We start from the raw sequence: 22170 nt of genomic DNA, 5'->3' as shown, positions 1-22170 counted from the left end.
CTGCCGGCGGAGACAAGCAGCACAGAAGCAGAGGTGACCATGGCCAAGCGCAGCAATCCCGCAGTACGCATCGCTCAGGAGACCGCCCACAACGCGGTGTTCGACGCCGACGGCAAGCCGAAACCCGGAGTCCACAACATGCTCCTCCGGGCAGTCGAAATCCAGCGGCCGCTGGTGCTCGCCTACGTCCGGCGGCTGCAACGCAAACACCCGCGCGCCAGCGCCGCCAGGCTCGCGGAGATCCTGGAACGCGACTACCTGCGGGCGGTGACCGGCGGCGGTGCCATCGTCGGGGCAACCGCCGTTGTGCCCGGCGTCGGAACTGTGGCCTCCCTGGGCCTCTCCGCCGTGGCTACCGTTGGCTTCCTCGAGGCCACGGCACTTTTTGCCACGTCGCTGGCGGAACTTCATGGCATCCGGCTGACCAACCCGGAAAAGGCCAGCACCATGGTCATGGCCATCATGCTGGGCGAGGAGGGGACTTCACTGCTGGGAACGCTGAGCGGCCAGGCCATGGGCAAGGGAGCGAGCGCCACCCAGGCATGGGGCAACGTGCTGACCAAGTCCATGCCATCGGGCTTCGGCGCCATTCGGAACAAGATCCAGAAGGCCTTCCTCAAAAACTTGCTCAAACGACAAGGCACGGCGCTGCTTGGCCGGGCGCTTCCGTTCGGTATCGGCGCGGTGGTGGGCGGTGCCGGTAACCTCATAATGGGCCGCGCCGTGGTGGCGAACGCCAAGGAAGCCTTTGGCCCCATGCCGGACACCATCCCGGGGGAGCTCAAGGCCGTGGCGGCGGAACCGGAAAAACTTACTCTGGAAGGCAACAACCTTGGATCTTAACGCTGACCTCGGCGAATCGTTCGGCTCGTGGAACATGGGGGACGACGCCGCCATGTTCCGGCTGGTGACCAGCGCGAACGTCGCCTGCGGCTTCCACGCGGGGGATCCGGTCACCATGCTGGACAGCTGCCGCGCCGCCTTCGAGCTCGACGTCACCGTTGGTGCGCACGTGGGGTACCGGGACCTGGCCGGCTTCGGCCGCCGGTCACTGGACATGTCGTTCGATGAGCTGTTCGGCGATGTCCTGTACCAGCTGGGCGCGCTCGACGGCGTGGCGCACGCCGTCGGGGCCTCCGTTGACTACGTCAAACCCCATGGCGCCCTGTACAACCGCCTGGTCCACGACGCCGAGCAGGCGTCCGCCGTAGTTGCCGCCATCCAGGCCTACGACCCCGGCCTGCCGATCCTCGGCCTGCCGGGCTCACAGCTGCTGATCCAGGCCAAGGAAGCCGGCCACCCGGTGTTTGTTGAGGCTTTTGTGGACCGCGCCTACCAGGCGGACGGGACGTTGGTGCCGCGCTCCCAGGCTGGGGCTGTCCTGCACGACGTCGACTCGATCGTTGAGCGGGCCGTGCGCCTGGCGACGAAGGGCGAAGTGGTGGCCGTGGACGGAACGGTGGTTCAGGTCCGGCCCGACTCCCTGTGCATCCATGGCGACGCCCCCGGGGCCGTGGAAATGGCCGCCGGTGTTCGCGCCGGGCTCGAAGCGGCCGGCGTGCAGCTGGAGTCCTTCGCGTAGCCCCGCCTACTGCAACGCGGGGTCACTTATTGCCCATGCGGGGCCGTTTATCGGGCGTTAAGTGACCCCGCGTTGCCTAGAAGGGCCAGGTCAGCCGAAGACCAGGTGCGCCGCGCTGAAGATGACCAGCCCGGCCAGCGAGCCCACCACGGTGCCGTTGATCCGGATGAACTGCAGGTCCTTGCCCACCTGGAGTTCGATCTTCTGCGACGTTTCCTCGGCATCCCAGCGGGCCACGGTATCGGTGATCACGCCGGCGATGTCGGAGCGGTAGGTCCGCACCAGGTAACCGGCGGCGTCGCCGATCCAAGCATTGACCTTGCCGGCCAGTTCGGCGTCGTTCACCAGGCGTGAGCCGAAATCGCGCACCGCCGCCTTGAAGCGAACCGTCAGTTCACTGTCCGGATCATCCACCGCAGACAACAGGGCGCTCTTCACGGTTCCCCAGGTGCGGGAGGCCAGCTCGCGGACCTCTGGATCTCCCAGAACCTGTGCCTTGATGTCCTCGGCCCGGGCGATCATCGCGGGATCATGCTGAAGGTCCTGCGCGAGGTCGTTCAGGTACTTGTCGATTTGCTGCCGGACCTGGTGGTTCGGATCGGACTGGACGGCGCGCGTGAACTTGAGGATCTCCACGTACACCTTGTCGCCCACCAGCCCGTCCACAAACTGCGGGACCCAGGTGGGGGACCGGTCCGAGACCAGCCGGCTGACGGTTTCGTGATTGTCGTCCACCCAGTCCGCGGCGCGGTCAACCAGCAGGTCCACGAGCTTATGGTGGTGCCCTTCGGCAAAAATCCGTTCCGCCATCCTGCCCACCGGCGGTCCCCACGGCGGAGCCAGCAAGTGCTTACGCACCATTCCCTCGATGACCGCCTGGACGTCGTCGTCGTTCAATACCTTGAACGCACCGCGGATAACGGCGGCACCCTCCTTCGCCACGCGCTCGGCGCCGCCCGGACCGGCGAGCCATTGGCCGGCCTTCCGCGCCACGTCCACCGAAGCGAGCTTCTCCTGGACCACCTGCTCGGACAGGAAGTTGGTCTCCACAAACTCGCCCAGCGACGCCCCGATCTGGTCCTTGCGGCGCGGGATAATGGCGGTGTGCGGGATCTTGATGCCCATGGGGTACTTGAACAGCGCGGTCACGGCGAACCAGTCGGCCAGCGCGCCCACCATGCCGCCCTCAGCCGCGGCGCGGACGTACTGCAGCCACGGATACTCCTTCTGCAGCGCGAACGCGAACACAAAAATGACGGCCATGGCAATGAGGAGTCCCAGTGCCACCAGCTTCATTTTCCGCAGCGCTGCCGCCTTTTCAGCGTCCCCGGCACTGAGTTGATGACCGACGACGGCGGCGCCCGCCTTCGGTGGCCGCGGCGCCGGACCTGCGGGCCGGGGCGGGTCCTGGCGGGTAGTTGGCTGAGAGTTCACCTGCATGTGCCCAGCCTAGCCCCGCTCCCCCGGGCCGCGTCCGCTAGCGTGTCCTCATGACATTCGAGGAGCCTGAGCCGGAACGGCCGCTGGTGTTTGCCCACCGGGGCGCCAGCGCGGCATTTGCCGAACACACGCGCGCCGCTTACCTCCAGGCCATTGCGGACGGCGCGGACGGGGTGGAGTGCGACGTCCACTTGACGCGGGACCAGCACGCCGTGCTGCTCCATGACGCCAACCTGGACCGGACCTCGGACGGAACCGGACCTGTTGCTGACCGAACACTGGCGGAGTTGCGGCTGCTGGACTTCTCGTCCTGGAAAGGCGCCCGGATCCCGGAGGAATACGGCGCAAAGTCAGAGCAGTTCCTCACGCTCCCTCAACTCCTGGACATCCTGCGCGGCGCCGGCCGGCCGATCGGCCTGGCAATCGAGCTCAAGCATCCCAGTCCTTACCAGCTGAAACTGGAAGACCGTGTGCTGGACGTGCTCCGGGGCGAAGGCTGGGACGCCGGAACTTCCTCGGTGGACAACATCCAGGTGACGTTCATGAGCTTCAGCCCGGATTCGGTGAAGCACCTGCTCCGGAGTGTGCCGGCCGAATTCCTCTGCCAACTGGTGGACGACATCGACGTCGACGAACTCCGCGACGAACTGAGCCTCGGCCCCCTGGCTGGCGGCGCCATCGCCAACCTGATGAAGGCGGCGCAGCTGGAAGGCGAACGCATCCTGGACGAGTGCGACGTGGGACTCGCGGGGCCCGGAATCATGTACGTCCGCGAGCACGCCCGGACCGTGCAGCGCTGGCTGGAGTCCGGCCGCCGCTTCCGCGTGTGGACCGTTGATTCGGAGCGGGATGTGGCGCTCTGCCAAGGGCTGGGAATCCACGAGATCACCACGAACAAACCGGCCAGGGTGCTGGCGCAGCTGCAATCGAGCGGGCAACAGGTCCAGCTGCCGTCCTGAGCCGCTGCTGTTCAGTCGTTTGCTGTTCAGCCGCTGCTGTTTAGCCCCCGGGGCGGCGCTGTGATTGAGTGGACCCATGCCTTTTCGCTGGTCCGCCCGGGCCACCCAAACAGTCTCCGCGGCGGCCATGAGCGCGCTGCTGATGACCAGCGCCATGAAGCACTTCCGCGAGCCACGGTTCTTCGAACAGGTGGTCCCGGATTATCTGTGCCGCGAGACTCCAGGTGCCGGCGGCGAGTCGCCGGAGGGGCGCGAAGTGCCAGCGCCCGACGGCGGTAGGCGGCCCCTGGCGGTGATGTCACGGGAGGAATGGATCGCGGTGAGCGGACTGCTGGAGGCGGGTGCCGCCGTCGGCCTCCTGATCCCGGTGACACGGCGGGCTACCGCCACCGCCGTGACTGGAATGTTCACGGTATTCCTGGCCGGCCACGTGGACGCACTTCGCCGCGCCTATGGCTCCGCCGGGTCCCCGACGCAGCGCAAGGTACATACCGTCCGGTTTCCGCTTCAGCTGCCGCTCATCCTGTGGGCTTGGAGCCTGCGGAACCCGGGACGACGGCGGTGAAGCTGCTCGCCTCGCCCGCCGTGCGCGTGGGAATCTCGATCAGCATTGCCACCGGCCTCTACGGAGTGTCTTTCGGCGCGCTGTCAGTCACCTCAGGACTTGATTTCTGGCAGACCATGGCGCTCAGCCTGCTGCTTTTCAGCGGCGGTTCCCAGTTCGCGTTCATCGGTGTGGTGGCGGGCGGAGGCTCCGGAATTGCCGCCATGAGCGCAGCCACGTTGCTGGGCATGCGGAACGGCATCTACGGCATGCAGCTCAACGCCCTCCTGCATCCGACGGGCTGGCGGAAGTATGTTGCCGCACAAGTCACCATTGACGAGTCGACCGCCACCAGCAGCGGGCAGACCGACCCCGACGAGCAACGCCGTGGTTTCTGGACGGCCGGCATTGGCATCTACGTACTCTGGAACCTTTTCACCGCCGTGGGGGCCCTCGCCGGAAGCGGATTGGGTGATCCCAAACAGTGGGGCCTGGACGGTGCGGCAGTGGCCGCATTCCTGGCCCTGCTGTGGCCGCGGCTCAAGGGGCGGGAACCGGCGGCGATTGCCGTGGTGTGCGCACTCGCCACGGTTGTAGCCGTGCCGTTCGTTCCCGCAGGCGTGCCCATCCTGATCGCCGCCGTGGTGGCTGCACTGATCGGCTGGTTCAGCCACGGACGCAGTGACGAAGGCCTGGAGCCGGACGTGGATCCGTACGACGAGCACCACGGGCGCAGGGACAAAAACCGGGACGCGCACCTGGACAATCAGAGGGACAGCCACGGGGACGGCCACGGGCAGACGGGGCAGGCGGGCGCATGAATCTCTGGTTCTGGTTGTTGCTGGCGTGCGTCCTTGCCTACGCGTGGAAGCTGGTGGGCTATTTCGTCCCGGCAAAGCTGCTGAAGGACCCCCGGATGTCGCGTATTGCCGGCACCTTGACCATCGGACTTCTGGCATCCCTGACCATTGTCAACACTGTGGCGTCCGGCCAGACGCTGGCCGCCGACGCGCGGCTGGGAGCCCTCGCCGCCGCCGCCGTCGCGTTGGCTTTCCGGGCGCCCTTCCTGCTGGTGGTGGTGGTGGGAGCCGGTGCCGCAGCCCTGCTGCGGCTCATCGGATGGAACTGACCGCCAGGTGAAACCGACGCCGGAACACTGGTGGTGCGGCTCATATGCGTTATAGCATGGGCCTGGCTATGCAGTTGGCCGTGGACTCTCATGAGAGCGCTGACCATGGAAATAAGGCTGCACCCAGCCGGTGCGAGACCCGGCAAAACCCGCCGTCCAGCACGTGACGGTTGGCGCGCCGGGCTTCCGGTCAAGCGCTTCTTTACCCGGTTCCGGTCCCTGGCAGACCTGCCGCCGGAGGACCTGGACGTACTGTCCGAGCGGATGAGACTGGCGCTGGACGTCAGCCAGGAAGCAAACATCGCCGCCCTGCACGCGGCGGTACGGGCCGAACTCCGAAACCGGGAAACGGAACCGGACGATTGATGGCCGGCCGGTGTATCGGCGTGAGGCTGTCGCTACGGCCTAAAGGAGTCACACAAGATGAACGAACAGCCAGAGCCCAACACCCCGGATCCGGATAGCGGAACCGACAACCCCCAGGCTTCGGACCCGAAGCCACGGCCGGTCTATGACACCACTGTCTCCGAATCGACGCGGGAACTGCGGGATACTTCCCGGCGCCGCCGCGATGCGGAGGAGAAGCTGCAGCAGCACCTGTTGGAGGCCAAGGAGCACGTGCCCCATCACTACGATCATGAGCCTCACAAGCACGGCCAGGAGCCTCCCACGGCGGAGGAGAAAGGCAGCGCCGGGCCGCAGGAGAACACGCCCGAAGAAACCAAACCTCAACAAAGGAACCCCGGGGGCGACGCCGGCTGATTGGGTTCATCGTCAGCCCGGCAGTGCCACCCTCTCGGTCCGGGCCGTAGGCCGGTTAGGCCGTTTGTTCATCCTCTGGCGACCCGGTCCGGCGGGCGCTTTCCTCGACGGCCAGCTCGTACCACACCTGCGCACCGAACACCGGGGTGGGAGTGTCGAGGTTTTGATAGAGGGCGTCCAGCAGATTGGCCAGATCCTCCGCCGCCAGCGACGGCAGGATCTCCTCGGGGCCGCGGGGGTCGTGGATAACCCGGGACAAGTGTGTCTGGTTCATCGGCGGACGATGGCGTTGGACTGGCTGCGCTGGAGGTGTTTCACTCATACTCCCTCAGAAGATTCAGAGGCTGGCTGCGTAACCTTACCTGAGTCTAATCCAACGTTTGGACACCAACAATGGGGCGGCCGTGGTGGTGGTCCGGCGGGAGGGCGCGGGTGTCAGGTGAACTGTGGACCCTGTAGCTGCGGGGCGGGCAGCGGCACATGCGCGGGCAACGGGCGGTGGGGCCGTTCAGTGCGGATGGCGTCCTCGATCAGTGCCAGCGGGCGGCGCCAGGCGTCGGAACCGGGCTCCATGGTGTCCACGACGCCGATCAGCATGGCGAGCAGGCGGAACATGTCAGTCATGGAAATATCCGCACGCAGGGTGCCTTGACCTTGGCCGCGGCCCAGCAGGACACTCATGGAATCCATCAGCGAGCCGGTGATGCCGGTGAGGAGTTCGCGGCGGCCCGCAACGGCGCCCAGCAGGTTGGCATCAGCACTGGCCGCGGCCATGATGGCCTCGAGGACGCGCAGCAGTCCCGCAGTTGCGTCGATGTCCGCCAACGCGTCCGCCATGACAGGGTCCACCGACTCCCGGAGCTGCCGGTTGAGGGCGGCCAGGACCAGCTCCTCCTTGTCGGCGAAGTTCCGGAACAGGGTGGCCGGGCCAACGCCTGCCGTCAGTGCGATGGTCTGGAGGGGAACCTCGGGCCCATGCTCACGGAAGCACTGGCGCGCGGCCAGGATGATCTTGTCCACGTTCCGGGCAGCGTCTGCGCGTAGTGGCTTGCGGACGACAGCAATGCTCATTCGTTCAGGTTAGCAATGCCGCAGGCAGCCTTCATGGTTACCGGAGGGTAGCAACGTATGTGACGCTTCGCCGGCCTCACCAGACCCGTTTCGGGTGGGGCCACATGGCAGACTTGCCCTATGTTGCTTGCATTTTCAGTCGCCCCGTCCGGTACGCCCGCAGGGGGATCGCGTCCCACCGACGCGTCAGTGCACGACGCCGTTGCGGCCGCCGTGCGGATCGTCCGGGAGTCGGGCCTGCCCAACCAGACGGACTCAATGTTCACCACCATCGAGGGCGAATGGGACGACGTGTTCGACGTCGTAAAGCGCGCCACCGAGGCCGTGGGCAAGTTTGGCAGCCGTGTCTCACTGGTCATCAAGGCAGACATCCGGCCCGGTTATGAGGGCGAGCTCAGCGCCAAGGTGGACCGCCTCGAAGGGGCACTCTCGGACGGTTCCTAATTCCCGTCACGCCAGGCATTCTTTTGGCGCCGGCGGGTCTCCGCGCCCGCGTCAGTTCAAGGATGTGACGCCTGGGCCACACCAAAAGCCTGCTCCGCGTGACGCTTCCCGTCCGGTGCCTGAGCCGGTTTGTGGGCTGGTTCCTGCGCCGTGTCCTAGACCGTCGCGTCCCTGCGTGCCAGACTGTGGCCATGTTTGAGCACAAGACCCAGCCGGGGTGGGTGGCAGTGGAAGACTTTCTCACAACCACCGTGGTGCACCCAGACACTGCGCTTGTACAGGCCGTGCGCTCCGCCGTCGACGCCGGGATGCCGCCCATCGAAGTGACGCCCAACGCCGGCAAGCTGCTCAAGCTCCTGGTCCAGCTGTCCGGCGCCCGCCGGGTGCTGGAGATCGGCACGCTCGCAGGGTTCAGCACCATCTGGATGGCGCAGGGACTGCCCGACGGCGGCCGGCTGGTGACGTGCGAATACCTCGCCAAACATGCGGACATCGCCAGAGCGAATGTGGAGGCGGCGGGCCTGGCGGACAAAGTGGAGGTCCGGGTGGGCGCTGCCCTGGACACCCTGGCCGCGCTGCAGTCGGAGGGCCAGGAGCCGTTCGACTTCGTGTTCATCGATGCGGACAAGGAAAACGACGCAGCGTACCTCGAGTGGGCCGTGCGCCTGGGCAGGCCGGGAACCGTGGTGGTCCTGGACAACGCCGTCTGGGAGGGCGCCGTGCTGGATCCTTCCATCGACCAGGTCAACGCCCCCGGGATCATCAGCGCTTTGGAACTGATGGGCCAACATCCGCAGCTCGATGGCACCGTGATCCAGACGGTTGGGTCCAAAGGCTGGGACGGGTTCGCCTTGGCGCGCGTCCGCTGAGTTGCTGACCGCAAGCATCTAACCGCAAGCATCTAACCGCAAGCCGCTGACCCGGTCAGCTGCCTCTGACCACTGAGTCCTGGCCGCTGACCGCATCCGTTCATCCCGAGTATTGCTAAGTATGCTTAGAATGACTGTCCGGCCGATGCCCGTCCGGAACCGCCTGCAGTGGAGGAACACGATGAAAGCGTCACCCACCCTTGCCAGCAATCTTCAGATGGTCCTCACGGACCTGATTGAGCTGCATCTCCAGGCCAAGCAGGCCCACTGGAACATAGTGGGCACCAACTTCCGCGACCTTCATCTGCAGCTCGACGAGATCATCGCCAGTGTCCGGCTGTTTGCCGACCAGACGGCGGAGCGGATGCGGGCCCTGCACGCCCTGCCCGACGGACGGAGCCACACCGTAGCCGCAGACACGCGTCTTGCTGAGCTCACCGGCGGGCTGATTTCCACGAAGGACGCCGTCAAACTGATCACTGCCAGGCTCGAACGGACAGTGCTGACGATGCGGGATGTCCACGATGAGGTGGATGAAGACGATCCCACCAGCGCCGACCTGCTGCATGCCGGCATCGAACGCCTGGAACAGCTCGCGTGGATGGTCAACGCGGAAACCATGACGCCGTCCGCCGCCGTCACAGAACCGGCGGCAAAGTAGGCCGGGCCGGAGAAACGACAGAATGTCTGCATCATCCCACCAGCCCGTCCGCATGGTCTCAACTCAAACGGAACTGGCTTGGACCGTTCCCCTGCTCGACTCCGTGGCCTCCGCGGCAGGGGACGTCCCCGCGCTGCTGTCGTTGGCCCGGGACGCGGGAGGCAACTGGCCGCCGCCAGGGGGCGGCCATACTGCCCGTCTCTGGGAACTGCTCGCTTCCGTCGCGGCGGTGGACGTTGCCGCAGGCCGCGTATTTGAACCGCATGTGGATGCGCTTGCGATCCTTTCCCAGGTGGGCCTTGATCCAGCGGGCCATGTTCCGGCGGGCGCTGTTCCCGCCGATAGCGCGGGCGCGTGGGGAGTGTTTGCCGCGGAGGGCCCGGGACTCCGACTCGAGGCCAAGACCGGCGACGCCGGAATTCTGCTGAGCGGTTCCAAGCCGTGGTGTTCACTGGCGCCCCTCCTGGACCGGGCCGTCATCACTGCCCACACCGAAACCGGAGGCCGGGCTGCCTTTGCAGTGGACCTCCGGCATCCGGGAGTGACGTGTGAGGAGCCGGCGTGGGTGGCGCGCGGGTTGCGCGAGATTCCCAGCGGGACGGTCCATTTCAGTCAGGTGCCCGCACAGCAGCTTGGCAGCGACGGCTGGTATTTCAGCAGGCCAGGTTTTGCCTGGGGTGGCATGGGCGTCGCTGCCTGCTGGCTCGGGGGCGCCGTGGGCGTGGCGCGGGACTACAAGAGCTCTTTGGCCGCCGCCGCTCAGTCCGGCCGCGAACCTGACCAGATCGCGCTGGCTGCCCTGGGCGAGACAGACAGGATCCTCACCGCCGCACTCCAGTACCTGGCGCGAACGGCAGCTCTCATTGACGGCGGCCAGCTGTCCAACGACGGCGGCCTGTCCGCCGGGGAAGACGCGCGGGAGCCAGGGGCGCACCCAGTGGCGGACCGGAGCGCGTGGAGCGAAGCGTTACGCGTTCGCGGAACTGTAGCGGCCGCCGTCGAGCGTGTCCTGTCCCTTGTCAGCCGGAGCCGGGGACCGGCGCCGCTGGCGTTCGACGAACCGTATGCCAAGCGCATGGCGGACCTGGCGCTGTACGTGCGCCAGCACCATGCCATGCGGGACGATGCGCAGCTGGGAAAGCTGACGCTGAAGGGGGAACACCGGTGGTGACTTTCTCGCACACGGACCAGGGGACTGACGAGGCCCGTTGGGCGGCGAGCGGGCTCGCAGCTATGGCTGAGTTGCCGTTGGGCCAGCACGAATTGGCTGCCATGCGGTTCGTGGTGCTGGCGGCACACCCCGACGACGAGACCCTGGGCGCCGGGGGCCTGCTGGCGCTGCTGCACTCGCTGGGCGCCGACGTCGAGGTGCTGCTGTGCACGGCGGGGGAGGGTTCGCACCCGGACTCGGCGACAACCACGCCTGAACAGCTCGCCGCCGTCCGGCTTGAGGAGTTTGCGGCAGCGATGGGAGTCCTGGGGTTGGCCGGACGCTGGCGTTTCCTCGGGCTGCCGGACCGGGGCCTGCAAGAACTGACGCCGGAAATCGCCGCCCGGCTGCGGGAGGCCATCGGCCGGCTCCCCGGTCCACCGCAGCAGCTGGCAATTGTGGCCCCGTACCGAGACGACGGCCATGCGGACCACAACGCCCTTGGTGCGGTGGCCGCCGACGTCGCCGGCGAAGGTGGGCACGCCCTGCTGGAGTATCCCATCTGGTACTGGCTGTGGGCCTCCCCGGAGGACCCTGCCTGGCGGTCCTGGGCGCGCGTTCCGCTGGGTGCTGATCAGCAGGCGGCAAAGAGGTCCGCCATGGACTCACACACGAGCCAGATACGTCCGCTGTCCGGGCTGGCCGGGGACGAGGTGCTCCTCGGCGAGGGGCTGCTGCAACATTTCAGGCGCGCTTTTGAGACATTTGCCTGGACGCCGCCCGCGGTTCATGCGGTTCAAGCCCTTCCCCACACCAGCGCGGACGCGCAGCGGATTTTCGACGCCGTGCACTCGAAGTCCGAAGACCCTTGGGAGTACACCACCAGCTGGTACGAGCGGCGCAAGCGCGCCCTCACCCTCGCCTCGCTGCCCCAGGAGAACTACCTGTCGGGCCTGGAAATCGGCTGCTCCATCGGAACTTTGACCGCCGAATTGGCCACCAGATGCACCCGCCTCCTTGCCGTGGATGCCAGCAGCACCGCGCTCGAGCTTGCGGCCCGGCGGCTCGCGCCGTTCGCCGGGGTGTCCACGCGGCAGTTGACCCTCCCCGGTGACTGGCCCGGGGGCAGCTTCGACCTTGTAGTGGTCTCCGAAGTGGGCTACTACCTGTCCGCTGCAGAGTTTGATCTGCTGCTGCAGCGGATCCAGGAATCGATGGCACCGGGCGGCACGCTGCTGCTGTGCCACTGGCGGCACCCGGTTTCCGGTTGGGAGCTCGACGGCGACTCGGTCCACGCGCTGGCCCGCAACCGGCTGCGGTGGCCCACCGGCGGTCTGTACCAGGAACGCGATTTTGTGCTGGAAACGCTCGTGGCTCCCGGCGATGCCGGCGATCCCGGACCCCCGGTGTCCTGACATGGACAGGATCGCGCAGGTTGCCGTGGTTATTCCGGTCCATAACGAGGAACCCCACCTGGCACGTGCCCTGGCAGCGGTCAGTGCCGCAGCTGATGCCCTGCAGCGCAGCCAGTCGGATACAGACGTCGCCATCGTGGTGGTCTTGGACGCCTGCACGGACGGCTCAGGCGCCGTGGCGGCGCGTTTTGCGGCGGCGGATCGCCGCATCACCCTGCTGCCGGTCGCGTTCCGCAACGTGGGGAGGAGCCGGCGGGCAGGGATCAACCTGCTCCTCACAGGACGCCTGCCGTACCGTGCGGGGGCGGACCGCGTGCTGGCCGCCGGACGGGTATGGCTGGCAAATACCGACGCCGATTCCTGCGTTCCGGAAAACTGGCTCCTGCGCCAGGTGGAACTGGCTGACGGCGGCGCCGATGCAGTCTTGGGAACGGTGGAACCGGATCCGGAGGGCATGGACGGCGAACTCCTGAGGCGCTGGCACGCCCGGCATCCGTTGAGGGAGGACCACCCCCATGTGCATGGTGCGAACTTCGGTGTGCGGGCCTCTGCCTACGTTCGCGCGGGTGGCTTTCCCCGTCAGCGCTCGCACGAGGACCGGGTGCTGGCCGCACGGCTGCGCCGATACGGGTACCGAATTACTTCCACGGACACGGTCCGGGTAGTGACTTCCGGGCGGACCGAGGCCCGGGCGCCGCAGGGATTCGGCGCGTATCTGCTGGCCCTTGGTATGGAGTCCGCTGTGGCGTTCGAACGCTGAGCAGCGAACAAATTGAGGGGGCCGACGACGACTGGGGGGACTGGCCTCGGTCTCAGAAGAGGCCACCTCGCCGCCGACCCCGTCTGACACCCGGGACGCGAAGGACCCAGGAAACCTAAAGGAATCTGCTGATATTGATTTTCCTCCAAGTGGCGGGCCCTGCCTAGTCCCGCGTGTCGCTGTCTCGTCCCGTGCTGGCGTCCGATCCAGCCTGATCCGCGCCGTTCCGGTGGCGCTCACGCAGCTCGCGGCCGCGCCGGATGTCGTCCTCTTCCTGCTCTTGCATCTTCTCGCTTTTCTTGGTGTCCCGCGGCGGAAGCTGGATGGTTTCTTCAGCCTCGATTCCCGCCTGGAGCTGCCGTCCCCGCTCCATCTCGGCGTCGAACTCTGCCCCGAACAGCAGCGACATGTTCAGGATCCACAGCCAGAGCAGCATGACGATCACACCGCCGAGCGCGCCGTAGGTTTTGTTGTAATTGCCAAAGTTGGCCACATAAAAGGCGAAGCCGAGCGAGGCCAGCAGGAAAATAAACAGGGCTATGCCGGAGCCAAGGCTCATCCATTTGAACTTGGGTTGCTTGACGTTGGGAGTGGCGTAGTAGAGCACCGCGATGATGACAATGATGAGCGCCACCATTACCGGCCATTTCGCGATGTTCCAGACAGTGAGGAACGCGCCACCGAGCCCGATCAGGTCGCCGACTGCCTCTGCCACAGGTCCGCTGAGCACCAGCATGCCTGCCAGGAGTGCCACGATAACTACGGCGAGGAGCGTAACAGCCAGCATGGTTCCGCGCAGCTTGACGAAAGGACGGCCCTCGTCCACTTCATAGATCCGGTTCATCGCCCTGCCGAAGGCGCCAACGTAGCCCGAGGCGGACCACAGCGCTGTTCCGAGGCCAATAACAAGGGTTAATCCTGCCGCAGGTGCGTTGGCCAATTCCTCAACCGGGCCGCTGACGGTATTCACCGTCTCTGCAGGGGCGAAGCCCCGCACGATTTCGAGCAGGGCCGTGGTTGTTTTCTCGGGATCCCCGAAAAGGCCGATCAGGGAAACGAGCGCGAGCATTGCAGGAAACAAGGAGAGCACTGCGTAGTAGGTCAGGGCTGCCGCGAGGTCCGGGCACTGGTCCTTGGTGAACTCCCTGAACGTCTTTTTGGCGATGTACTTCCACGACGGTTTGGTGACGTCGCTAGGGCTGTCCGGTTTCCGGGAGTCGTCGGGTGCGGGAGCGCTGCCCGCCTTGGCGGTGCTGGTTTCGGGTGCATCGTGAGCGGCCATGGTGTGTCCTCTCAGGGTTGGAAAGGGAAAGGCCGGTTCCGCCGGGGGAGGCGGAACCGGCCTGTCTGTGCTGCTGGCGGTGCTGGTGCCGTTACGTGTTCTGGACGTGATCCCTGGCGTCGACAGTGCGGTCCTTGACGTCCGCTGCCGCAACCTGACCTTCGGCCTTAACATGCTCGGCGGCGCCGGCTGCCGTTGCTTTGACATTCTCCATGGCTTCCCGCGCCGGTTCCTTCAAACCCTCAGCCATCTCCTTCGCGGCCTCGGCCAGCTCGGTGGTCAACGGTTCGGCGGCGGACTTGAGGGCGTCCGCTGCTTCGCGTTCCTTCTCGCTCGCCGGGATCAGCGAGGACAAAAGCAGGCCGGCGCCGAACGCGATCAGGCCGGCAGCAAGCGGGTTGCCCTGCGTCTTGGCCTTCATCTGGTGCGGAGCGTCACCAATGGCGGCGCCTGCATCGCTGAGTGCATTGCCTGCACTGTCAGTCCGGGCGTGGACTCCGCTGTGCACGCGGTTGGTGACGTCGTCGGCTGTTCCCATGACTCTCTCCTTCACTCCGAAGACGGCGTCTTTCACCTTGTCTGTCTGGCGGTGGACGATGTTAGACGGCGTCACTTTGTCCGCCACCGCGTCCACGTTCGTGCCCAGGCGGGCGCGCGTTGCCTCAATATCTGAACGGATATCGTCCGGGTTGTCGCTCATCGTCTTACCTCACCGGGTTTTAGGGTTGGGGGAATTTCCTGGAGTGTTTCAGCGGTTTGGGGCATGCCCCTCACAGTCTTGAGTTCCTTCCGGCCGATGGAGGCCAGGACGGCGGCGATGACGCCCCAGATGACTGCGACGACGACGGCGGACCAGCCGAGTCCCATCAGCTCGCCTAACGCGATCCAGAGGGCGATCGACAGGAACAGCAGCACGAAGTGGCCAGCTACGCCGGCGCCGGCCAGCATGCCACCTCCCCTGCCGGCCTTGCTGGCGGATTCCTTGAGTTCGGCCTTGGCAAGCTCCACTTCCTGGCGCATCAACGTGGACAGGTCGCGGGTCACCTCACCGAGCAGGTCACCCAACGAGGTGTTGTCCGCCTTCGCGCGCGCCGCCGACGGGGGAGGTTCAGGTATCTGGCTGCTCATCACAGCCTGCCAGCCTGGCCGTCCGCTGAGCGGTCCCGGGTCAGGGGGTCGTTGGCCATAGGATCGTCGGCGAGCTCCCGGTCGGCCAACGGGTCGTCGGCAATGCGGTTGGTCGAGAAGGTCTGTTCCGCGAGTTGGGGGCTGTCGAGAGGACTGGCGGGACGCGAAGGGTCGCCGTAGCTGCTCCCTGGCGCGCCGCCGTCGAATCCTGCCGTGGTGGTGGCCGGGCCGGGCAGCTGCACCGGCGGCGGCGGGACAGTGCCACCGGCCGACGGCGTGTAGCCGCCTGGGCCTGCGGCATGCTGGCCGCCAGTGCCAACGTAGTTCGTCGTGGTTGATTCCGGTGCGCCGGCGCTCAGGCTGCGGCCGAGCCGGCCGGCAAGGACGCCTGCCCCGGCGGCCAGGAGCAGGAACGTGCCGGGACGCTGCCGGGCGAAGCTCTTGACTTCATTCAAGAGCGAACCCGGGTCCCGCCCGTCCAGCCAGGAGGCGACGGACGAGGAACGCTCCGCGGCCTGGCGGACCAAGTCCGTGGCCACTCCGGGCTGGTCGGACGCCTGCGCCATGGCGTGCAGTTCGTCCGAGACCGACCGGAGGCCGCTGGCCACCTTCTGCTGCTGCGCGCTGGCCTGCTCGGTGAGGTCATAGCGGGCCTGCTGCAAGAGGTCCTTGGCATTCGCCTTGGCCTCTGACGCGACGTTGGCCGCTTCTGACTTGGCAGTTTCCGCCACGCTCTGTGCAGAATCCGCCGCTGTCCGCGCCACATCTCCAGCTTCTTCCTTGACGGCATCAGTGCGGGAAGTCCCGTAGGTTTCGCCCGTCTGTGGAGCTGCAGCTGGATATGTACTGGGGAACGTACTGGGGGCGCGTTCTCCTGTGGTTCCGGGGGTGGCCGGTGGAGCCGGGTAAGCCGAGTCCTCGGGCCTTTGGTTCTCTGTCATCTTCGCTCTCTCTTTCCAAAGAAGGCCGGTTGTTGAGCAAGAACCAGTGATACTGGCCGTAAAATAATAAGCATGATTACTAACGGAAGGTAAGTACCCTTCCTACCTGAATTTCAAAGGGGTTCGTATCGCCTGCCGCCCCGGCATCGCAGGGACCCCGTCACAACAGAGTGGAGAGGATGGGTAGTCGTGGATACAACATCGTGGGTTTGGGTGATTGTTGCCATCGTCGTGCTGGTCCTGATCGTGCTGTGGCTTGTGACCGGGCGTCGCCGTCAGGCCATGCAGCAGAAGCGGGACGAATCGCACCGCGAAAAGGCCGCCGAAATGCGCCGGAAAGCCGAGGACATCGAGCTCGATGCGCGTGAGAACGAAGCCCGGGCCAGCCGTGCGCGTGCCGACGCAGAGCAGGCACAGGTCGAGGCGGCGCGGCTGAAGCAGGAGGCTGAGCAGAAGACCGACAGCACCAGGTCGCTCCGGGAGGACGTGGCCGAGCGCACGCAGAAGGCGGACGCGTTGGACCCCGACATAAATCAGGACGGGGACGCGCGAACCGACGCCACCCGCACCGACGCCGACGTGAATCCGGAAGGCGACGAGCGAACCGACGCCACTCGAACCGACGCCACCCGGGCGGAGGCACTTCGGCGGGATCAGGAAAGGACAGATCGGGACAGGCCGCTGGCAACCTAGCCGGGTTCGGCGCCCGGACCGGTCTGGACTGAGGCCGGCCCGGACCGCTGACGCAGGGCAGTCAATTATGGTTGATCCATGACTGAAGCGGCACACGGGTAATGGCAAAGCGCGGCAAGTCAGGCGGCCGGAGTAGCCAGCGTGCGACGGCGGGTGTCATCGAGGTGCCCAAGGGGACCCGCCCTGAGGGCCCGGTTGAGGGCGTCTATTACGTTGATACCGGCGACTGCGAGCTCATTGCGGACCAGGACAACTCCAACGGTTGGCTCCTGAAGATCAACGGCGTCATGAGCTCCCACATCGACCTTGCGGATCCGCTTTTCCTTGATTTTGAGTACATGCGCTGGATGGCGGCGCTGATTGAGTCACGTTGGCCACCGAGGTCCGGAAAGGGCGGGGGCAAGGCTGTCGCGCCCACCGCGGGCGGAGCCGAGAAGCTGCGAGGACTGCACCTGGGCGGCGGGGCCTGTTCCCTGGCGCGGTACTTCCACGCAGCCTATCCCGAAGCCCGCCAGGTCGTGGTGGAACTCGACGGCAGGCTGGCCGAGTATGTCCGCGGCTGGTTCGACCTGCCCAAGGCGCCGCTGCTGCGGCTCCGTGTGGGGGAGGCCCGCGAGGTCACCGAAACGCTCACGCCGGACAGCCGCGATTTCATCATCCGTGACGTCTTTGCCGGTTCCCTCACGCCGCGCCCGCTCACCACCGCCGAGTTCAATGACCACATCCAGCGGGTCCTGGCGCCGGGCGGCATCTACGTGGTGAACTCAGGCGACGCCCCGGACCTGAAAAATGCGCGCGAAGACGCCGCCACTATCGCGGCCGCGTTCAGATACACGGTCATCATTGCCGACCCCGCCATGTTGAAAGGCCGACGCTACGGCAACATGGTTATGGCCGGCAGCGACAGCCCGCTCGACGGAGACCCGCAGCTGGCCCGCCGGCTGCTGGGCGGCGCAGTCCCGGCCCACATCTGGAACGACGCCCAGGTTCGCGCCTTCGCCGCGAACTCCCCAGTGCGTCACGACCCACCCGCACCATCGATTGAGCGTTAGCCCCTCCCCAGCAGGGCATCCCGGTGCGCCGCCGTCTGGTCGCGCAATGCCTGCACAACGGCGGCCACGGCGGGGCGGCGCATCGAATCCGGCCGCAGCACCATCCAATAAGGGAGCAGTTCGGCGAAGTCGTCGGGGAGCAGCCGGACCAGGTCGTTGTGCAGATTGCCCATGAAGCACGGCAGGAATCCGATGCCCGCGCCGGCACGGGTGGCCTCCACATGGACAAAGACGTTGGTGGACGTAAGCCCTTCGCGCATGGCCGGCACCAGCCGCCGGGGTGCGTCCAGGTCGTCCACCTGCAGCATCGAATCCACAAAGTACACAAGCGGGTGCTCCGTCAGCTCAGCAACGCTCGCCGGCGTCCCGTTCTCGGCGAGGTAGGCACGCGAGGCGTACATCCCCAGCATGTACTCGCCCAGTTGGACGGCTTCGGCCCGGTGGACCTGTGGTTCGCCCACCACAACTTCTATGTCCAGCCCGGAACGCTGCTGCAGCGCGCGGCGGGTCATGGTCACCACCTCCACGCTCAGTCCCGGGTGCTTCCTCCGCAGCCGTGCCACTGCGGGCGCTGCGATGTAGGCGCTGAAGCCGTCGGTCGCCGTCATGCGTACGACGCCGGTAATCGGGTCCGGCGCCTGGCCTGCCGGGCCCAGCGCACTCACCGCTGTCTCCACCTGTTCGGCGACCCGGACGGCCTCCGTGCCCAGCTCCGTCAGTTCCCAGCCGCCGGCCGCCCGGGCCAGGACGCGGCCGCCCAGCGACTTCTCCAAGGCGGCTATCCGACGCGAAACGGTGGTGTGGTTCAGCCCCAACACTTGCGCCGCCGTCGTAAATTTGGCGGAGCGGGATACCGCAAGCAGGACCAGGAGGTCATCGGGATTCGCCTTCATATCTGCAATTGTGCACACAATAGGTGCCGGTTTGGGCATTGAAGGCGCATGTTTGTGCAGTAATACTCAGTGGAGCCATTAGTGCTGTGGATCACAGCGCGTGTCAAGGTGGACACTAAGGAGAAACTCATGAGCGTAGAGCAGCGCTCGGCAGACAATGCCGCCGGATCCGCACCCAAGGGATCCGGGCTTAAAAAGATTGTGGCCGCGTCGATGGTGGGCACGGTGGTGGAATGGTACGAATTCTTCCTCTACGCCACCGCCGCCACCCTGGTCTTCGGGAAGTACTTCTTCCCCGCCACCGGCAACGAGCTGGACGGCATCATCCAGGCGTTCCTCACCTACGCGGTGGGCTTCGTGGCACGCCCCCTCGGCGGAATCGTCTTCGGCCAGATCGGCGACAAACTGGGCCGCAAGCCGACGCTGCAGCTGACCATCGTGATCGTCGGTGTGGCCACTTTCCTGATGGGCTGCCTCCCGGGCTTTGCCGACATCGGCTACTTGGCTCCGGCTCTGCTGGTTGCCCTCCGCTTCATCCAGGGCTTCGCGCTCGGCGGCGAATGGGGCGGCGCCGTGCTGCTGGTTGCCGAACACAGCCCCAACAAGTCCCGCGGATTCTGGTCCAGCTGGCCGCAGGCCGCAGTGCCGGTGGGCAACCTGCTGGCAACGCTGGTGCTGTTTATTATGTCCACCGCCCTGAGTCCGGAGGCATTCCTCGGCTGGGGCTGGCGCGTGGCGTTCTGGCTTTCCGCCGTGATCGTCTTCGTTGGCTACTACATCCGCACCCACGTCACCGAGGCGCCCATCTTCCTGGAGGCCAAGGCCCTCGTGGAGAAGGAGCAGGCCGTCAGCTACGGCGTCTTCGAGGTGGTGCGCAAGTACCCCAAGGGCATCCTGCAGGCCATGGGGCTGCGCTTCGCGGAGAACATCATGTACTACCTGGTGGTCAGCTTTGCCATTGTCTACCTCAAGAGCGTGCACAAGTACGACACGTCCTCGCTCCTGCTCGCACTCCTGATCGCCCACGTCATCCACTTCCTGGTCATCCCGCAGGTGGGGCGGCTCGTGGACAAGCTGGGACGGAAACCGGTCTACCTGATCGGGTCCATCTCCGGTGCGGCCTGGCCGTTCTTCGCCTTCCCCATGTTCGATACCCGCAACGCCGTGGTGATTGTCCTGGCCGTGACCATCGGCCTGTGCCTGCACGCGTTTATGTATGCCGGCCAGCCTGCCATCATGGCCGAGCTCTTCCCCACCCGGATGCGGTACTCGGGCGTTTCGTTGGGCTCGCAGGTCACCTCGATCTTCGCCGGTTCGCTGGCCCCGCTGCTGGCTACCCAGTGGCTCAAGGACACCGGTTCCTGGCTGCCCACAGCCATCTACCTTGTGGTTGCCTGCGCGATCACAACGGTTGCCGTGCTGAGCCTGAAGGAAACCAAGGGCATCGCGCTGGAAGAAGTGGACAAGGCCGACGCCGCCCGCGAGGGACTGCTCCCGGCGGCCTCACGCTGAACTGCCTGAGCAGTTCACCGCAGGGAAATTGAGCGCGCACACGATGGGAAACAGATCTGCAATGGAAAACACACTGAACGGCCGCAAGGCCGTGGTGACCGGCGGCGCCAGCGGGATCGGGGCTGCCTGTGTCCGGGAACTCGCCGCCCGCGGGGCGAAAGTGGTGGTGGCCGACGTCGACTCCGCCGGCGCTGCCGCCCTCGCCGATGAAGTGGGCGGCACCGCCTGGGCCGTTGACCTGCTGGACGTGGACGCGCTCGCCACCCTGAGCCTGGACTGCGACATCCTGGTGAACAACGCCGGGATCCAGAGCATCAGCCCCATCGAAGCGTTCGATCCGGCGGACTTCCGCCGGATCATCGCGCTGATGCTCGAGGCCCCGTTCCTGCTGATCCGGGCCGCGCTGCCGCACATGTATGCCAACGGCTTCGGCCGCATCATCAACGTGTCATCCGTGCACGGAATCCGGGCCTCCCCGTTCAAAAGCGCGTACGTTTCCGCCAAGCACGGCCTGGAAGGGCTGAGCAAGGTGACGGCACTTGAGGGCGGGGGGCACGGAGTCACGTCCAACTGCATCAACCCTGGCTACGTCCGGACCCCGCTGGTCGAGAAGCAGATCGCGGACCAGGCCAAGGTGCACGGCATCCCCGAGTCCGAGGTCCTGGCCAAGGTGATGCTCACCGAGTCCGCCGTGAAACGCCTGGTGGAACCGGAGGAGGTTGCCTCCCTGGTTGCCTGGCTGGCGTCCGATCACGCCGGCATGGTCACCGGGGCCAGCTACGCGATGGACGGCGGCTGGTCGGCGCGCTAAGCCCCAACAGCCCGTCCGGGCTTGGAGTTTTTGTCGAGATAACGTGGGCCCACGGGCCTGATGGGCGCGTTATCTGGACAAAAACTCAGTCCTGCGGCCTCAGGTGGCGGTGGTCGTAGAAGAAGACCCCAGCCGCGGCGCCGAGTTCTACGGCCGGACCGCGGTGGGACATGATGATCCCCTCGTGCCGGCCGTTGAACGGATCGTCGCCCACCACGGCATCGCCCACGCGATAGGGGCACCGCGGGCGGAACGCCGCGAGGACTCGGCCGCAGGCGCGGTGGACGAGGGTAGAAAGTCTGACGGGCCGCCCCATGCTGGCCAGGTCCTGGACATGTGCTTTCACCATGCGAACCACTCCTTGAAGCGGCGTGGAGCCGCCCACTTTGGTGCGGTAGCCGGAAAGCTCCCAGCAGAGGATGGTCCTCCTATTCCTGGCTGGCACCTTACATTTACGCTATGCGCTATTCACACCAGTCACACCAGTAACATGTACTCGACTTCGCGGACGACTCCTACTTAGGGGATTTTGGGGTCGGCGTGGGCCGAAATCAGCGTCGTCCGGGAATCAGGGTGGGCCGAAATCACCGCCCCGCCGGAATCAGCGCTGGCCGTTGAGGATGTCGTCAGCGTTGTTGTAAGCCCAGGTGACGAGCGGGACGAGCAGGCTGGACAGCTCATAGCCGCGTTCGGTCAGGCTGTAGTCCACGCGGGGCGGGATGACCGGCTGGGCCTTCCGCAGCACCAGGCCGTCGCGCTCCAGGGTCTTGAGGGTCTGCGCCAGCATTTTCTCGCTGATTCCCTCTGCCCGGCGCCGGAGTTCGCTCCAGCGCTGCTCACCTTCGGAGAGCGCCAGGAGGATCAGCACTCCCCATTTGCTGGTGATGTGGTCCAGGACGGTGCGGCTGGGGCACCCAGCCGGGAACACGCGGTCGGCCAATCCTTCCGGCAGGTGTGCCCGGAGATCTTCCGGCAGGTTGGTGGGCCATACAGTCGCTTCCATACCCATAACTTACCAAAAGGTGAGTACCTTACCTAAAAGTGCGTACTGTCTTTCAGGAAGTAATCGGCG

Annotated in this window: 28 protein-coding genes; 18 read left to right on the top strand and 10 right to left on the bottom strand. The window is 66.1% G+C overall.

From position 1 onward, the window contains the following. Nucleotides 1–39: 39 nt before the first annotated feature. A complete protein-coding gene (locus AU252_RS08255) occupies nt 40–843 on the top strand; it encodes a hypothetical protein (protein WP_058932832.1) in 804 nt (267 codons plus the stop codon). Continuing rightward, on the top strand, nt 833–1582 hold the full coding sequence (locus AU252_RS08250) for a LamB/YcsF family protein (RefSeq protein ID WP_058930297.1): 750 nt from the start codon (nt 833–835) through the stop codon (nt 1580–1582). The genes AU252_RS08255 and AU252_RS08250 overlap by 11 nt, the downstream gene beginning before the upstream one ends. A gap of 90 nt (nt 1583–1672) precedes the next feature. Here the strand turns inward: AU252_RS08250 and AU252_RS08245 are convergent, their stop codons facing one another. Then, nucleotides 1673–3022: a DUF445 domain-containing protein gene (locus tag AU252_RS08245; RefSeq protein ID WP_058930296.1), complete on the bottom strand. Its 1350-nt coding sequence runs from the start codon at nt 3020–3022 to the stop codon at nt 1673–1675. Between the two features lie 50 nt (nt 3023–3072). On the opposite strand from AU252_RS08245, the gene AU252_RS08240 reads away from it, so the two are divergent. From AU252_RS08240 to AU252_RS08215, 6 genes are all read left to right on the top strand, one after another. Continuing rightward, nucleotides 3073–3981 carry a glycerophosphodiester phosphodiesterase gene (locus tag AU252_RS08240; protein WP_058930295.1) on the top strand — a complete coding sequence of 303 codons (909 nt, stop codon included), beginning with the start codon at nt 3073–3075 and terminating at the stop codon, nt 3979–3981. A 76-nt stretch (nt 3982–4057) separates the two neighbouring features. Next, nucleotides 4058–4546: a DoxX family protein gene (locus AU252_RS08235; RefSeq protein ID WP_058930294.1), complete on the top strand. Its 489-nt coding sequence runs from the start codon at nt 4058–4060 to the stop codon at nt 4544–4546. Continuing rightward, complete coding sequence (locus AU252_RS08230; protein WP_058930293.1) at nt 4507–5346, top strand: AzlC family ABC transporter permease; 840 nt, start codon at nt 4507–4509, stop codon at nt 5344–5346. The genes AU252_RS08235 and AU252_RS08230 overlap by 40 nt, the downstream gene beginning before the upstream one ends. After that, nucleotides 5343–5654, top strand: a complete 312-nt coding sequence (locus tag AU252_RS08225) for an AzlD domain-containing protein (RefSeq protein WP_058930292.1) — start codon at nt 5343–5345, stop codon at nt 5652–5654. Before AU252_RS08230 ends, AU252_RS08225 begins: the two co-directional genes overlap by 4 nt. Nucleotides 5655–5744: 90 nt before the next feature. Further along, nucleotides 5745–6020, top strand: a complete 276-nt coding sequence (locus tag AU252_RS08220; protein ID WP_240484350.1) for a hypothetical protein — start codon at nt 5745–5747, stop codon at nt 6018–6020. Between the two features lie 57 nt (nt 6021–6077). Next, complete coding sequence (locus AU252_RS08215) at nt 6078–6416, top strand: hypothetical protein (protein ID WP_099093376.1); 339 nt, start codon at nt 6078–6080, stop codon at nt 6414–6416. Nucleotides 6417–6471: 55 nt separating this feature from the next. On the opposite strand, the gene AU252_RS08210 is transcribed toward AU252_RS08215, so the two are convergent. Continuing rightward, nucleotides 6472–6690 carry a hypothetical protein gene (locus AU252_RS08210; protein ID WP_058930290.1) on the bottom strand — a complete coding sequence of 73 codons (219 nt, stop codon included), beginning with the start codon at nt 6688–6690 and terminating at the stop codon, nt 6472–6474. Nucleotides 6691–6851: 161 nt separating this feature from the next. Further along, nucleotides 6852–7487 (bottom strand): TetR/AcrR family transcriptional regulator, encoded by a 636-nt coding sequence (locus tag AU252_RS08205; RefSeq protein ID WP_058930289.1) that lies wholly within the window; start codon nt 7485–7487, stop codon nt 6852–6854. A 120-nt stretch (nt 7488–7607) separates the two neighbouring features. On the opposite strand from AU252_RS08205, the gene AU252_RS08200 reads away from it, so the two are divergent. The 6 genes from AU252_RS08200 to AU252_RS08175 all read left to right on the top strand — a co-directional run bounded on the left by AU252_RS08200 (nt 7608) and on the right by AU252_RS08175 (nt 12786). Further along, nucleotides 7608–7931, top strand: coding sequence for a thiamine-binding protein (locus AU252_RS08200; RefSeq protein WP_058930288.1), 324 nt, complete (start codon nt 7608–7610; stop codon nt 7929–7931). 191 nt (nt 7932–8122) lie between these two features. Next, nucleotides 8123–8800 carry an O-methyltransferase gene (locus AU252_RS08195; protein ID WP_058930287.1) on the top strand — a complete coding sequence of 226 codons (678 nt, stop codon included), beginning with the start codon at nt 8123–8125 and terminating at the stop codon, nt 8798–8800. A 181-nt stretch (nt 8801–8981) separates the two neighbouring features. Then, on the top strand, nt 8982–9461 hold the full coding sequence (locus AU252_RS08190; protein ID WP_058930286.1) for a Dps family protein: 480 nt from the start codon (nt 8982–8984) through the stop codon (nt 9459–9461). A 22-nt stretch (nt 9462–9483) separates the two neighbouring features. Then, nucleotides 9484–10632 carry a hypothetical protein gene (locus tag AU252_RS08185; RefSeq protein ID WP_058930285.1) on the top strand — a complete coding sequence of 383 codons (1149 nt, stop codon included), beginning with the start codon at nt 9484–9486 and terminating at the stop codon, nt 10630–10632. Beyond that, complete coding sequence (locus AU252_RS08180) at nt 10626–12026, top strand: PIG-L family deacetylase (RefSeq protein WP_058930284.1); 1401 nt, start codon at nt 10626–10628, stop codon at nt 12024–12026. Before AU252_RS08185 ends, AU252_RS08180 begins: the two co-directional genes overlap by 7 nt. A gap of 1 nt (nt 12027) precedes the next feature. Further along, nucleotides 12028–12786: a glycosyltransferase gene (locus tag AU252_RS08175; RefSeq protein ID WP_058932831.1), complete on the top strand. Its 759-nt coding sequence runs from the start codon at nt 12028–12030 to the stop codon at nt 12784–12786. A gap of 163 nt (nt 12787–12949) precedes the next feature. Here the strand turns inward: AU252_RS08175 and AU252_RS08170 are convergent, their stop codons facing one another. From AU252_RS08170 to AU252_RS08155, 4 genes are all read right to left on the bottom strand, one after another. Then, a complete protein-coding gene (locus AU252_RS08170; protein ID WP_058930283.1) occupies nt 12950–14068 on the bottom strand; it encodes a YihY/virulence factor BrkB family protein in 1119 nt (372 codons plus the stop codon). Nucleotides 14069–14159: 91 nt separating this feature from the next. Further along, the gene (locus AU252_RS08165) at nt 14160–14768 is read right to left on the bottom strand and encodes a DUF3618 domain-containing protein (RefSeq protein ID WP_058930282.1); all 609 of its coding nucleotides are present in this window, start codon (nt 14766–14768) and stop codon (nt 14160–14162) included. Continuing rightward, nucleotides 14765–15196, bottom strand: coding sequence for a phage holin family protein (locus AU252_RS08160; RefSeq protein WP_058930281.1), 432 nt, complete (start codon nt 15194–15196; stop codon nt 14765–14767). The genes AU252_RS08165 and AU252_RS08160 overlap by 4 nt, the downstream gene beginning before the upstream one ends. After that, the gene (locus AU252_RS08155; protein ID WP_058930280.1) at nt 15196–16137 is read right to left on the bottom strand and encodes a hypothetical protein; all 942 of its coding nucleotides are present in this window, start codon (nt 16135–16137) and stop codon (nt 15196–15198) included. Before AU252_RS08155 ends, AU252_RS08160 begins: the two co-directional genes overlap by 1 nt. Nucleotides 16138–16326: 189 nt before the next feature. Between AU252_RS08155 and AU252_RS08150 the strand changes: the two genes are divergently transcribed. Both AU252_RS08150 and AU252_RS08145 read left to right on the top strand, forming a co-directional pair. After that, nucleotides 16327–16830, top strand: coding sequence for a hypothetical protein (locus tag AU252_RS08150; protein WP_157768954.1), 504 nt, complete (start codon nt 16327–16329; stop codon nt 16828–16830). 101 nt (nt 16831–16931) lie between these two features. Further along, nucleotides 16932–17882 (top strand): spermidine synthase, encoded by a 951-nt coding sequence (locus tag AU252_RS08145; protein WP_058930278.1) that lies wholly within the window; start codon nt 16932–16934, stop codon nt 17880–17882. On the opposite strand, the gene AU252_RS08140 is transcribed toward AU252_RS08145, so the two are convergent. Continuing rightward, nucleotides 17879–18775: a LysR family transcriptional regulator gene (locus tag AU252_RS08140; RefSeq protein WP_058930277.1), complete on the bottom strand. Its 897-nt coding sequence runs from the start codon at nt 18773–18775 to the stop codon at nt 17879–17881. The genes AU252_RS08145 and AU252_RS08140 overlap by 4 nt on opposite strands. A 129-nt stretch (nt 18776–18904) precedes the next feature. Here AU252_RS08140 and AU252_RS08135 point away from each other — a divergent pair, with 129 nt between their 5' ends. Continuing rightward, a complete protein-coding gene (locus tag AU252_RS08135; RefSeq protein WP_056349045.1) occupies nt 18905–20287 on the top strand; it encodes an MFS transporter in 1383 nt (460 codons plus the stop codon). A 61-nt stretch (nt 20288–20348) separates the two neighbouring features. Then, complete coding sequence (locus AU252_RS08130; RefSeq protein ID WP_058930276.1) at nt 20349–21098, top strand: 3-hydroxybutyrate dehydrogenase; 750 nt, start codon at nt 20349–20351, stop codon at nt 21096–21098. Nucleotides 21099–21183: 85 nt separating this feature from the next. On the opposite strand, the gene AU252_RS08125 is transcribed toward AU252_RS08130, so the two are convergent. Next, nucleotides 21184–21447, bottom strand: coding sequence for a hypothetical protein (locus AU252_RS08125; protein ID WP_058930275.1), 264 nt, complete (start codon nt 21445–21447; stop codon nt 21184–21186). Nucleotides 21448–21699: 252 nt separating this feature from the next. Continuing rightward, nucleotides 21700–22101 carry a winged helix-turn-helix transcriptional regulator gene (locus AU252_RS08120; RefSeq protein WP_083510315.1) on the bottom strand — a complete coding sequence of 134 codons (402 nt, stop codon included), beginning with the start codon at nt 22099–22101 and terminating at the stop codon, nt 21700–21702. Nucleotides 22102–22170 lie beyond the last annotated feature (69 nt).

The sequence above is a fragment of the Pseudarthrobacter sulfonivorans genome (assembly GCF_001484605.1).
In the GTDB taxonomy this organism is placed as follows: Bacteria; Actinomycetota; Actinomycetes; order Actinomycetales; family Micrococcaceae; genus Arthrobacter; species Arthrobacter sulfonivorans_A.
This window is presented reverse-complemented; position numbering and strand designations above follow the sequence as displayed.